This window comes from Pseudomonas sp. BIGb0164 (assembly GCF_024810135.1).
In the GTDB taxonomy this organism is placed as follows: domain Bacteria; phylum Pseudomonadota; class Gammaproteobacteria; order Pseudomonadales; family Pseudomonadaceae; genus Aquipseudomonas.
In genome coordinates this window covers 141,129-154,186 of the sequence record NZ_JANUEA010000004.1, presented here as the reverse complement: position 1 = coordinate 154,186, position 13,058 = coordinate 141,129, and the positions used below count along the sequence as shown (strand labels likewise).

Here is a 13,058-nt window from a genome sequence, read left to right as displayed (position 1 = left end):
CCCATGGTTGCCGCATTGCTTGATCGTCTCGGGGTGAACCCGGCGCTGTACCAGGCGGGCAAACAGCCCGTGCATTCGCCGATTGATGGCAGCCGCATCGGCAGCGTGCAGTGGGAAGGTGCCGCCGAGGTGGAGCAACAGGTCAGTCGCGCCGAGCATGCATTCGAGGCCTGGCGCAAAGTGCCGGCACCGCGTCGCGGCGAGCTGGTGCGTCAGTTCGGTGATGTGTTGCGCGAGTACAAGGCTGACCTGGGCGAGTTGGTGTCCTGGGAAGCCGGCAAGATCACCCAGGAAGGCCTGGGTGAAGTGCAGGAAATGATCGACATCTGCGACTTCGCCGTCGGCCTGTCGCGCCAGTTGTACGGCTTGACCATCGCCTCCGAGCGCCCGGGCCACCACATGCGTGAAACCTGGCACCCGCTGGGCGTGGTCGGCGTGATCAGTGCGTTCAACTTCCCGGTGGCCGTGTGGGCGTGGAACACCACCCTGGCGCTGGTCTGCGGTAACGCGGTGATCTGGAAGCCCTCGGAAAAGACCCCGCTCACCGCTCTGGCCTGCCAGGCGTTGTTCGAGCGCGTGCTGAAGAATTTCAACGATGCCCCGCAGTACCTCAGCCAAGTGATCATCGGCGGCCGCGACGCCGGCGCCGCGCTGGTGGATGACCCGCGCGTGGCCCTGATCAGCGCCACCGGCAGCACCCGCATGGGCCGCGAAGTGGCCCCCAAAGTCGCCGCGCGCTTTGCCCGCAGCATCCTGGAGCTGGGCGGCAACAACGCGATGATCCTCGGCCCAAGCGCCGACCTGGACATGGCCGTGCGTGCCATCCTGTTCAGCGCCGTCGGCACGGCTGGCCAGCGCTGCACCACCCTGCGTCGGCTGATCGCCCATGAGTCGGTGAAAGAAGAAATCGTCACCCGCCTCAAGGCTGCCTATTCCAAAGTGCGCATCGGCCACCCACTGGAAGGCAACCTGATCGGCCCGCTGATCGACAAGCACGGCTTCGACAACATGCAGGACGCCCTGGAACAAGCCTTGAGCGAAGGCGGCAAGGTGTTCGGCGGCAAGCGCCAGCTGGAAGACAAATTCCCCAACGCCTACTACGTGTCGCCGGCCATCGTGGAAATGCCCGAGCAGAGCGACGTGGTGTGCACCGAGACGTTCGCGCCGATCCTCTATGTGATCGGCTACAAGGATTTCCCTGAAGCCCTGCGCCTGAACAACGCCGTGCCCCAAGGCCTGTCGTCGTGCATCTTCACCACCGATGTGCGCGAGGCCGAGCAGTTCATGTCGGCCGTGGGCAGCGACTGCGGCATCGCCAACGTCAACATCGGCCCGAGCGGCGCGGAAATCGGCGGCGCGTTTGGGGGCGAGAAAGAAACCGGTGGCGGGCGTGAGTCGGGTTCGGATGCGTGGCGAGGGTACATGCGTCGCCAGACCAACACCGTGAACTACTCGCTGGAGTTGCCGCTGGCACAGGGCATCACTTTCGACTGATCCACTGTCGAAACGCGGTTAAAAATGTGGGAGCTGGCTTGCCTGCGATAGCGGTGTATCAGTCGCCGCCGCCATCGCAGGCAAGCCAGCTCCCACAGTTGATTGGGTTTGCAATTCAGAATAATGGTTGTTTGTTAGGTCTCATTGGAGTCTGGCAATGGCATTACGCGAAACGTGTTTGTGGGAACAACTCACCCCTGGTCGGCCGGATCGCGCCGCGCTCAAGGGCGAGGTCAAGGTGGATGTGTGCGTGATCGGCGCCGGCATCACCGGTTTGTCGGCGGCCATTCACTTGCTGGAACAGGGCAAAAGCGTTGCCGTGCTGGAGGCCCATCGCACCGGTCACGGCGGTTCGGGGCGCAACGTCGGGCTGGTCAACGCCGGCCTGTGGATCCCGCCAGACGACATCGAAGCCGGTTTCGGCGAAGCGGTGGGCAGCCAGCTCAACCGCATGCTCGGCGCGGCACCGTCCCTGGTGTTCAGCCTCATCGACAAATACACCATTGATTGCCAACTGCGCCGTGAAGGCACCTTGCACATGGCGCACAACGCCCGGGGCGAGGCGGACCTGCGCAGCCGTGAAGAACAATGGAAGCGCCGGGGCGCGCCGGTGGAATTGCTCACCGGCCAGGCCTGCGAGCAGGCCACGGGTACCAAAAAGATCGCCGCTGCCTTGCTCGACCGACGGGCCGGCACCCTGAACCCGATGGCTTACACCACCGGTCTGGCGAATGCGGCCGTCGGCCTGGGCGGGCAGTTGTTCGACCATTCCCCGGTCACCCAGCTTGAGCGCCAGGGCGCGCACTGGTCGGTGCAGACCGCCCAGGGTTCGGTACAGGCGGCGCAGGTGGTGATCGCCTCGAATGCCTACACCGAAGGCGAATGGACCGAGTTGCGGCGCAATTTCTTCCCCGGCTATTACTACCAGGTGGCGTCAGCCCCGCTCACGGACGACGCGGCCCAGCAGATCCTGCCGGGTGGCCAGGGTTCGTGGGACACGCGCCAGGTGTTGAGCAGCATCCGCCGCGATGCCGACGGGCGCCTGTTGCTCGGCAGCCTGGGCAACGGCAATCAGAAACCAGCGTGGTTCCTCAAGGCGTGGGCCGATCGGGTGCAGCAGCATTACTTCCCGTACCTCAAATCGGTGCAGTGGGAGTGCACCTGGACCGGCTGCATCGCCTTCACGCCGGACCACCTGATGCGCCTGTTCGAGCCAGCGCCGGGCCTGGTGGCAGTAACGGGCTATAACGGGCGTGGCGTGACCACCGGCAGCGTGGTCGGCAAGGCGTTTGCCGATTACCTGTGTCACCAGAATCCCCAGGCCTTGCCGATTCCCTTCGCGCCGATGCGTCCCCTGGCCGGGGTGGGCCTGCGCAGTTGCCTGTATGAAGCCGGATTCTCGCTGTATCACGCCGGGCAATGCCTGCGGATCGTGATCTGATCAGCGAAATACTGCTCAGAAGCCTGCATTTTCTTAGCAGGCTACTAATCTGTATTGGTGCAAGTCGTAGCAATCACGCACTGTAAATGTGCAGTTCCGTTACGCACATTGTTACAGGTGCAGGAACTGTCGTTTATACGCCTGGTTGCAGGTGCGACCCGTCAGGGTTGTACTTTTTGGATCCATTGGTTGCACCTCTTGATGCTAGACGGTTGCACGTCCTGGCAAAAGGAGTCGAAACGCCTGTAATAACAATGACACCGTGTCTTTTTGATTAATAAAAACGTAATGGCACGCGCCTTGCTCTGGGCTTTCTCGTGAAAGTTTGCAGTGAACTCGTAGTGCCAATAAACAAAAACCTCGGAGCACCACTCATGTCCCAGACGTTTTACAAGAAAGGTTTTCTGGCCCTCGCCGTGACAGCGGCACTGGGTGTTTCTACGTTTGTTCAAGCTGATGTGAAGATTGGCGTAGCGGGCCCGATGACGGGCGCCAACGCAGCTTTCGGTGAGCAGTACATGAAGGGTGCCCAAGCGGCAGCCGATGTGATCAACAAGGCCGGTGGCGTCAACGGCGAGCAGATCAAGCTGGTGGCCGGCGACGATGCCTGCGAACCCAAGCAAGCCGTGGCCGTGGCCAACCGCCTGGCCGACCAGGACAAAGTGATCGGCGTGGTCGGGCACTTCTGCTCCTCCAACACCATCCCGGCGTCCGAGGTCTACGACGAAGCAGGCATCATCATGATCACCCCGGGTTCCACCAACCCGCAGGTGACCGAGCGTGGCCTGGGCGCGGTGTTCCGTATGTGCGGGCGTGACGACCAGCAAGGCATCGTGGCCGGCGACTACATCGTCGACGTGCTCAAGGGCAAGAAAGTCGCGGTCATCAACGACAAAGACACCTACGGCAAAGGCCTGGCTGACGCCACCGCTGCCCAGTTGACCAAGCGCGGCGTGAAACCTGTGCTGGAAGAAGGCCTGACCCGTGGCGAGAAAGACTTCAGCGCCCTGGTCACCAAGATCCGCTCCACCGGCGCTGACGTCGTGTACTTCGGCGGCCTGCACCCGGAAGCCGGTCCTCTGGTTCGCCAGATCCGTGAAGCGGGCCTCAAAGACGTCAAGTTCATGTCCGATGACGGTGTCGTGACCGACGAACTGGTCGCCACCGCTGGCGGCGCGCAATACGTAGACGGCGTGTACATGACCTTCGGCGCCGACCCACGCCTGCTGCCAGACAGCAAGGCCGTTGTGGAGCAATTCCGCAAAGCCGGCGTAGAACCTGAAGGCTACACCCTGTACGCCTACGCTTCGATCCAGGCGCTGGCTGCTGGCTTCAACGGCGCCAAATCCAACAAGGGCGAAGACGCGGCCAAGTGGCTCAAGGCTCACCCGGTGAAAACCGTCATGGGTGAAAAAGCCTGGGATGGCAAGGGCGACCTGAAAATCTCCGACTACGTGGTTTACCAGTGGGATAAAGACGGCAAATACCACCAGCTGGAAAAACAGAAGTAATCAACGCGACAGCTTGAACACCCTCCATCCCTGTGGGAGCTGGCTTGCCTGCGATTGCATCACAGCAGTACACCTGAAGCACCGCGGTGTCTGCATCGCAGGCAAGCCAGCTCCCACATGGACTGTGGTTGTTTGAGCCCGGCCACAAATCTGTCTTTTCCTCCAGAAGCGCCGCACACCCACCGGTGTGCAGGTGCTCACCGCGTGAGATTGCGTTATGGATGGTATTTTCCTGCAGCAACTGGTCAACGGCCTGACCCTCGGGTCGGTCTATGGCCTGATCGCCATCGGCTACACAATGGTCTATGGCATCATTGGCATGATCAACTTCGCCCATGGCGAGGTTTATATGATTTCCGCTTACCTCGCGGCGATCAGTCTGGCACTGCTGGCTTACTTCGGCATCGAATCCTTCCCGCTGCTCATTCTCGGCACCTTGATCTTCACCGTCGTCGTCACCGGCGTTTACGGTTGGGTCATCGAGCGTGTCGCCTACAAACCGCTGCGCAACTCCACCCGACTGGCACCGCTGATCAGCGCCATCGGCATCTCCCTGATCCTGCAGAACTACGCCCAGATCGCCCAGGGCGCCAAGCAACAAGGTATTCCCACCCTGCTGGCCGGGGCCTGGCGTGTCGACTTCGGCACAGGCTTTGTTCAGTTGACGTACACCAAGGTCTTCATCCTGGTCGCAGCCTTCGCAGGCATGGCCCTGCTGACCTATGTCATCAAATACACCAAGCTCGGCCGCATGTGCCGCGCCACCCAGCAAGACCGCAAGATGGCTTCCATCCTCGGCATCAACACCGACCGCGTGATTTCCTACGTGTTTGTCATCGGTGCCGCCATGGCCGCCCTGGCCGGCGTATTGATCACCTTGAACTACGGCACCTTCGACTTCTATGCCGGCTTCATCATCGGCATCAAGGCATTTACCGCAGCGGTACTCGGCGGCATCGGCTCCCTGCCTGGGGCCATGCTTGGCGGGATCATCCTGGGTATTTCCGAGTCGTTGTTCTCGGGGTTGATCAACTCTGACTACAAAGACGTGTTCAGTTTCTCCCTGCTGGTGGTGATTCTGATTTTCCGTCCCCAGGGCCTGCTCGGTCGCCCACTCGTGGCGAAGGTGTAAACATGTCTGCTGCCAAATCGATTGATATCAAGAAAAGTGTGGTCGACACGATCCTCGCCGGGCTGATTTCGCTGATTGTGTTCGGCCCGATCGTCGGCGTGGTCCTCGACGGCTACAGCTTCAACCTGGAACCGGCCCGCGTGGCCTCGCTGGTCGCCATCGTGATGGCCGGCCGCTTCGCCCTGAGCCTGTTCCTGCAAACCCCCAAGGGCCTGAAGATCCTGCAAGGCTTCGAGAGCAGTGGCTCCGGCGTGCATGTGCTGCCACCGGACTACAAGTCGCGGCTGCGCTGGATCATCCCGGCGCTGATCGTGATCGCCATCGTGTTCCCGATCTTCGCCAACAAGTACCTGCTGACCGTGGTGATCCTCGGGCTGATCTACGTGTTGCTGGGCCTGGGCCTGAACATCGTGGTCGGCCTGGCCGGCTTGCTCGACCTGGGTTACGTGGCGTTCTACGCCATCGGCGCCTACGGCCTGGCGCTGGGCTACCAATACCTGGGCCTCGGCTTCTGGACGGTGCTGCCGCTGGCGGCAATCTGTGCGGCGCTGGCGGGGTGCATACTCGGCTTCCCGGTGTTGCGCATGCACGGTGACTACCTGGCGATCGTGACCCTGGGCTTTGGTGAAATCATCCGCCTGGTGCTCAACAACTGGCTGTCGTTCACCGGTGGCCCGAACGGCATGCCGGTGCCGTCGCCGACCTTCCTCGGCCTGGAGTTCGGGCGCAAGGCGAAGGACGGCGGGATTCCCTTCCACGAGTTCTTCGGCATCGATTACAACCCCAACATCAAGTTCATGTTCATCTACATCGTGCTGTTTCTGGTGGTGCTGGCCGTGCTGTACATCAAGCACCGCCTGACCCGTATGCCGGTGGGCCGCGCCTGGGAAGCCTTGCGCGAAGATGAAATCGCCTGCCGTTCCATGGGTCTGAACCACGTGCTGGTCAAGCTCTCGGCCTTCACCATCGGCGCCTCCACTGCCGGTTTGGCCGGGGTGTTCTTTGCCAGCTACCAGGGCTTCGTCAACCCGTCCTCGTTCACCTTCTTCGAGTCGGCGCTGATCCTGGCCATCGTGGTGTTGGGTGGCATGGGGTCGACGGTGGGCGTGGTGATCGCCGCGTTCGTCTTGACCGTCGCGCCGGAACTGCTGCGCAGCTTCTCCGAATACCGCGTGCTGCTGTTTGGCGTGTTGATGGTGGTGATGATGATATGGCGACCGCGCGGCTTGATCCGCATCAGCCGTACCGGTGTGACCCCACGTAAAGGAGTGGCGCCATGAGCAAGGAAATCGTGCTCTCCGTGGAACACCTGATGATGCACTTCGGTGGCATCAAGGCCTTGAGCGATGTGAGCCTCAAGGTCGAACGCAACTCGATCTTCGCCCTGATCGGCCCCAACGGCGCCGGCAAGACCACGGTGTTCAACTGCCTCACCGGCTTTTACAAAGCCAGCGGCGGTAAGATCGAACTCAACGTGCGCGGCAAGCAAACCAATGTGATCCAGCTGCTCGGCGAGCGTTTCCAGCCTGTCGACTTTGTTTCGCCGAAAAGCTTCCTCAGCCGCGTCTACTACAAGATGTTCGGCGGCACCCACCTGGTGAACCGCGCCGGCCTGGCCCGGACCTTCCAGAACATTCGCCTGTTCAAGGAAATGTCGGTGCTGGAAAACCTGCTGGTGGCCCAGCACATGTGGGTTAACCGCAACATGCTGGCGGGCATTCTCAATACCAAGGGCTACCGCAAGGCTGAAAGCGACGCCCTCGACCACGCCTTCTACTGGCTGGAAGTGGTGGACCTGGTGGACTGCGCCAACCGCCTAGCCGGTGAGCTTTCCTACGGCCAGCAGCGCCGCCTGGAAATCGCCCGCGCCATGTGCACCCGGCCGCAGATCATCTGCCTGGACGAACCGGCAGCGGGCCTCAATCCTCAGGAAACCGAAGCCCTCAGTGCGATGATTCGCCTGTTGCGCGACGAACACGACCTCACGGTGGTGCTGATCGAACACGACATGGGCATGGTGATGAGTATTTCCGACCACATCGTGGTGCTGGACCACGGCAACGTGATCGCCGAAGGCGGGCCGGACGCGATCCGCAACGACCCGAAAGTGATTGCGGCCTACCTGGGCGCCGACGAAGAGGAGCTTGTATGAACGGGCCTATCCTCGAAATGAAGGACCTGGACGTGTTCTACGGCCCGATCCAGGCCCTGAAAAAAGTCTCGCTGCACATCAACGAAGGCGAAACCGTGAGCCTGATCGGCTCCAACGGCGCGGGTAAATCCACGTTGCTGATGTCGATCTTCGGCCAGCCACGGGCGGAGTCGGGGCAGATCATCTACAACGGCGTCGACATCACCCACAAGTCGTCCCACTACATCGCCTCCAACGGCATTGCGCAATCGCCGGAAGGGCGGCGGGTGTTCCCCGACATGACCGTCGAGGAAAACCTGCTGATGGGCACCATCCCCATTGGTGACAAGTTCGCCCAAGAAGACATGCAGCGCATGTTCGAGCTGTTCCCACGGCTCAAGGAGCGGCGTAACCAGCGGGCCATGACCATGTCCGGTGGCGAGCAGCAAATGCTTGCCATTGCCCGTGCGCTGATGAGCCGGCCCAAGCTGCTGTTGCTGGACGAACCGAGCCTGGGCCTGGCGCCGATTGTGGTGAAGCAGATCTTCGCCACCCTGCGCGAGCTGGCGGCCACCGGCATGACCATCTTCCTGGTGGAGCAGAATGCCAACCATGCGCTGCGCCTGTCGGACCGGGCGTATGTGATGGTCAACGGGGAGATCCGCCTGACCGGCACCGGTAAAGAGCTGCTGGTCAACGAGGAAGTGCGCAACGCCTACCTCGGCGGGCACTAGATTAAAATTTGACGCAGGCCCCTGTGGGAGCGGGCTTGCTCGCGAAAGCGGTGTGTCAGTCAGTGCATCTGCAACTGACCCACCGCTTTCGCGAGCAAGCCCGCTCCCACATTTGTTTTGTGGTGTTCACAAGGCCGATGCCAAATTGTGGAAAACAAATCTGGCTCCCCTCCAAAGCGCGACATATAGCCGCCGCAAATCCCTGTTTTGTCACAGTTTTGACTTGTCCCCATCCGCTGTGGAACCGGCTGTGGGTAACGTGGGAGTAGCTGGCTGAAAGCCACTGAATACGTGGCCTGTAGCGCGGCGGTTGTTTTTTGAACAGCGGTTTTTTCGTGGCCCTTCGAGGGCTTTGTCAACCTGTTTAAAGACACAGGTATATGACCGATTTATGTCCACTCAGCCTGTGGATAAGTCTGTGATTAAACTCTGGAAAGACCTCCGCAGAGGCCGGAATGACTGGCCTGGAGCCATCGCTCGGTTTTCCCTTCGCGAGATGGGCCTACATACGGCCCCGCCCAGGTCAAGCAAAAAACTTTCTAAAACCGCCTGCAAGCCCCGCACACAGGGGCCTGAGGCTTTTTGCACTTGCCCCCAAAGACTGTGGGCGCAGTTGTGGATAACCTGCGTGCATATGGCTGCAGGCCACGGTTTATAAGGCTTTTCGAGATATGGTTAATAAATGATCAGGCTTGCATGAAGTTATACGCATAGCGGTTGCCGCCACGGCGGCGTAAGGGCATTCTGCTGGCTGATTTTTTCCCGATGCCCGCAAGGAGAACACCATGTCCGACACGCTGTTTATTACTGGCGCAACTTCCGGTTTTGGCGAGGCCTGCGCCCGCCGTTTTGCCGAAGCCGGCTGGAAACTGGTGCTCACTGGCCGTCGTGCCGACCGCCTCAATGCGCTGGTCGAAGAGCTGTCCAAGCAAACCGAAGTCCACGGCCTGGTGGTGGACGTGCGTGACCGCAAGGGCATGGAGGACGCCATCGCCAACCTGCCGCCGTCGTTCGCCAAGCTTCGCGGGCTGATCAACAACGCCGGCCTGGCCGTGGGCACCGACCCTGCGCCCAAGTGCAACCTCGACGATTGGGAAACCATGGTCGACACCAACATCAAGGGCCTGCTGACCACCACCAACCTGTTGCTGCCACGCCTGATCGCTCACGGCCGTGGCGCGGGCATCATCAACCTGGGTTCCATCGCCGGCAACTACCCGTACCCGGGCAGTCACGTGTATGGCGGCTCCAAGGCGTTCGTGAAACAGTTTTCGCTGAACCTGCGTTGTGACCTGCAGGGTACTGGTGTGCGTGTGACCAATATCGAGCCAGGCCTGTGTGAGAGCGAGTTCTCGCTGGTGCGCTTTGGCGGTGACCAGGCGCGTTACGACGCGACTTACGCCGGCGCCGAGCCGATCCAGCCGCAGGACATTGCCGACACGATCTTCTGGGTCATGAACACCCCGGCGCATGTGAACATCAACCGGTTGGAGCTGATGCCGGTGAGCCAGACCTGGGCTGGGTTTGCGATTGAGCGTGGGGCCAAGGCTTAAGACCGCGCCGCGCCCATCGCAGGCAAGCCAGCTCCCACACTTGGATTTGTGAATACATTCAAATGTGGGAGCTGGCTTGCCTGCGATGGCGTCATATCGGTCAAAAACAGGCCATAAGGTACACTCCCCTCCTGAAAACCCCTCCGCACTGTGCGGATTTAAGGTTTTGACGGGAGGAAATGTGAGTAACCGAGGTGAGCAGGCACTGCTCAAGCAATCAACGATCCTGATGTTCGCCGTCGCGATCGCCGGGATTGTCACGGGTGTGGTCTCTGGCGCCCAGTCCATTCTGTTCGACGGCTTTTTCTCGCTGATCGCCACCGCCATCAAGGTGTTGATGCTGATCACGGCCAAGCTGATCGCCAAGAAAAGCAACGAGCGCTTCCAGTTCGGCTATTGGCACCTGGAACCCATGGTGTTGCTGATCGAAGGCAGTTTCCTGTTGTTGATCGCCATCTATGCATTCCTCAACGGCGTGTTCGGCATTATCAATGGCGGGCGCGAAATCGAGTTGGGGCTGGTGATCATTTATGCGGCGGTCTTCACCGTCGTGGAATTCGCCTACTTCTTCTACGTGCGCTATCGCAATCGCACACTCAAGTCTTCGCTGATCCAGTTCGATAACATCAGCTGGCTGGTGGACGCGATGCTGTCGATAGGCTTGCTGATCAGCTTTTTAGCGGCACTGTTGCTCAAGTCCCAGGGCTACGGCGAGTGGGCGGTGTATGTCGACCCGTTGATCCTGATCCTGCTGGCCCTGAGCATGCTCGCGCCGGCGCTGAAGATCCTGCGCCCGGCCTTGCGCGAGGTGCTGGGGATTGCCCCGGACCAGTTGGATGACAAGGTGCGCGAAGTGATGGAAGCGGCCCAGGCCAAGCATGGTTTCGACGACTACGTGTCTTACGTGCAAAAGCACGGGCGGGCGCGGTTTATCGAGATTCATGTGGTGTTGCCGGCGGATTACCCGGTGGACAACGTCGCGACCCTGGATGGGCTGCGCGAAGAGATATCCACAGGGCTGGGGAAACCGGATGCGGCGCGCTGGTTGACCATCAGCTTTACCGGGGATCGCAAGTGGATTGCGTGAGGTCAGTCAAACGGAGTTGACGCCTTCGCGAGCAAGCCCGCTCCCACATTCGACCGCATTCCAAGGACGTACTCGGTCAAAATGTGGGAGCGGGCTTGCTCGCGAAGAGGCCCTGGAAGTCACCCGAAATGCTGGATCAACCCCTGATAACAGGTCGCCAAATGATAAGGCGTGGTCGACGGCATATCCCGCCGGCTGACAAGCCCCTGATCATTCAGGCACTCATTCCAACCCTTTTCATGCAAGAACCGCAGTTGCAGCGCGCGTAACTGACGCTGCAGCACCGCTTCGCTGTTCGGCCGCAAGGTCAGTGCCCGCAAATACTCGGCCTGGGCCCAGATACGCTGCGTGCCGTCGCGCACGGTGCCGTCCAGGGCCAGCATGCCGCTGACGGCCCCCGTCACGTTATCCACACCCGTTTGTTCGGCGTAGGCAAACGCGCGGGTCAATGACGCATGCAGTGGCGTGCCGCGCAGCACGTCCGACGATTCCAGCAAAAAGAACCACTCGAATTGGTGGCCCGGTTCAAACCAGTTATCCACAGCGCCCAGCGGTTTTTCCATCATCACGCCATGCTGGCGGTCGATGAAACGCTGCTGCATGGCCGTCGCCAAGGCCAGCAACGCCGCTTGCACGTCGGCATCGTCACGCACCGCGAGGGTGGCGAGGAAACCCTCGGCCAGGTGCATCAACGGGTTCTGCAACGGGCCGGACTTGAGGGACGACCAATTGCGTTCCAGCACCGCTTCGTACAGGCCGTCGCCGGTGGCAAAGCGCTGCGCAACCACTTCCAGGGCGGCGTTGAGCACCGACTCCACCAACGGTTCACGCACTTTGGCCCAGTAGTGGGCACAGGCGAAGATGATGAAGGCGTGGGTGTAGAGGTCTTTGCGCTTGTCCAGCGGCTTGCCGGCCGGGTCGATGCTGTAGAACCAGCCGCCGTGCTCGGCATCGTGGAAATGCCGCTGCAGGGACCGGAACAGCGCAGCGGCGCGCTCCTCGGCAAACTCGGCGCCGGTTTCGCCGATCAGGCTGGCGAACAGGTACAACTGCCGGGCGCAGGCCATGGCGCGGTAGCGTTGCGGGGGCAACGGCTGATGGTCGGCGTCCAGTGCCTCATAGGGCAAGGCGAGGTCGGCATTCCAGCCCGGGCCCTGCCAGAGCGGCACGATCAGGCTGTGGAAGTGCGTGAGCACGGCGTTCAAGGCGGAGTTTGGAGCGGTGGGCATTGGCTGGCGTCGTCACGGCAGGGGTGTAGGCGCGCATGGTAGCAGGGTTGGGTTCTATGGTGTCTGTGGGACCGCTATCGCAGGCAAGCCAGCTCCCACATTTGATTGGGTTCGCAGATCAAAATGTGGGAGCTGGCTTGCCTGCGATGAGGCCCTGACAGGCGCCGCAAATCAGCCCGCCAGCAACCAAACCCCAGTCGCCGCCGAAGCCGCCCCAGCCACCCGTACCAACGGTGCCGCCGCTGCTGGCAGGAAGCGCACCACGGCATAACCGGCAGCGTGCAACACGGCGGTCGCGCCGACAAACCCGGCCGCATACGCCCAAGGGCTGGACATGTCCGGCAGTTCAAGGCCATGGGCTACGCCGTGGAACAAGGCAAACAATGCCGTCGCCCCCACCGCCACGAACAACGGCGGGCGAACGGCCAAGGCCACCGCCAGGCCCAGTGCGAGTACCGAGGCGGCAATCCCGCTTTCCAGTGCCGGCAGTTCCAGGCCTTCAAAGCCCAGCAGGCCGCCGACCAGCATGGTGCCGACGAAAGCACACGGCAGGGCCCAGCGCGCATTGCCTTTTTGCTGTGCCGCCCACAGGCCGACAGCGACCATGGCCAGCAAGTGATCAATACCGCCCAGCGGGTGGCTGATGCCGGCCACCAGCCCGTTATCGCCATGCCCGGGGTGAGCGAAGGCGAGGGCAGGGGCGAGCAGCAGGGCGGCGGTTGCGAGAAGTTTGTTGAGACCCATGA

At 61.3% G+C, this 13,058-nt stretch carries 11 protein-coding genes; 9 read left to right on the top strand and 2 right to left on the bottom strand.

The window, feature by feature from the left end:
• The first annotated feature begins 3 nt into the window (after window positions 1–3).
• From M2394_RS12135 to M2394_RS12095, 9 genes are all read left to right on the top strand, one after another.
• On the top strand, window positions 4–1,494 hold the full coding sequence (locus tag M2394_RS12135; RefSeq protein WP_178918696.1) for an aldehyde dehydrogenase family protein: 1,491 nt from the start codon (window positions 4–6) through the stop codon (window positions 1,492–1,494).
• Between the two features lie 157 nt (window positions 1,495–1,651).
• Window positions 1,652–2,935 (top strand): FAD-binding oxidoreductase, encoded by a 1,284-nt coding sequence (locus M2394_RS12130; protein ID WP_178918697.1) that lies wholly within the window; start codon window positions 1,652–1,654, stop codon window positions 2,933–2,935.
• Between the two features lie 374 nt (window positions 2,936–3,309).
• Window positions 3,310–4,446, top strand: coding sequence for a branched-chain amino acid ABC transporter substrate-binding protein (locus M2394_RS12125; protein ID WP_178918698.1), 1,137 nt, complete (start codon window positions 3,310–3,312; stop codon window positions 4,444–4,446).
• Between the two features lie 217 nt (window positions 4,447–4,663).
• Complete coding sequence (locus M2394_RS12120; RefSeq protein ID WP_058423439.1) at window positions 4,664–5,578, top strand: ABC transporter permease subunit; 915 nt, start codon at window positions 4,664–4,666, stop codon at window positions 5,576–5,578.
• 2 nt (window positions 5,579–5,580) lie between these two features.
• Window positions 5,581–6,858, top strand: a complete 1,278-nt coding sequence (livM, locus tag M2394_RS12115) for a high-affinity branched-chain amino acid ABC transporter permease LivM (protein WP_178918699.1) — start codon at window positions 5,581–5,583, stop codon at window positions 6,856–6,858.
• Complete coding sequence (locus tag M2394_RS12110; RefSeq protein WP_178918700.1) at window positions 6,855–7,730, top strand: ABC transporter ATP-binding protein; 876 nt, start codon at window positions 6,855–6,857, stop codon at window positions 7,728–7,730. Before livM ends, M2394_RS12110 begins: the two co-directional genes overlap by 4 nt.
• Window positions 7,727–8,443: an ABC transporter ATP-binding protein gene (locus M2394_RS12105; RefSeq protein WP_178918701.1), complete on the top strand. Its 717-nt coding sequence runs from the start codon at window positions 7,727–7,729 to the stop codon at window positions 8,441–8,443. Before M2394_RS12110 ends, M2394_RS12105 begins: the two co-directional genes overlap by 4 nt.
• A gap of 785 nt (window positions 8,444–9,228) precedes the next feature.
• The gene (locus M2394_RS12100; RefSeq protein ID WP_177109927.1) at window positions 9,229–9,996 is read left to right on the top strand and encodes an SDR family oxidoreductase; all 768 of its coding nucleotides are present in this window, start codon (window positions 9,229–9,231) and stop codon (window positions 9,994–9,996) included.
• A 181-nt stretch (window positions 9,997–10,177) separates the two neighbouring features.
• The gene (locus M2394_RS12095; RefSeq protein ID WP_259172644.1) at window positions 10,178–11,083 is read left to right on the top strand and encodes a cation diffusion facilitator family transporter; all 906 of its coding nucleotides are present in this window, start codon (window positions 10,178–10,180) and stop codon (window positions 11,081–11,083) included.
• Window positions 11,084–11,202: 119 nt separating this feature from the next.
• Here the strand turns inward: M2394_RS12095 and M2394_RS12090 are convergent, their stop codons facing one another.
• Window positions 11,203–12,312, bottom strand: coding sequence for an AGE family epimerase/isomerase (locus M2394_RS12090; RefSeq protein ID WP_259172643.1), 1,110 nt, complete (start codon window positions 12,310–12,312; stop codon window positions 11,203–11,205).
• Between the two features lie 171 nt (window positions 12,313–12,483).
• Window positions 12,484–13,056 carry a HupE/UreJ family protein gene (locus M2394_RS12085; protein WP_178918398.1) on the bottom strand — a complete coding sequence of 191 codons (573 nt, stop codon included), beginning with the start codon at window positions 13,054–13,056 and terminating at the stop codon, window positions 12,484–12,486.
• Window positions 13,057–13,058: the final 2 nt, after the last annotated feature.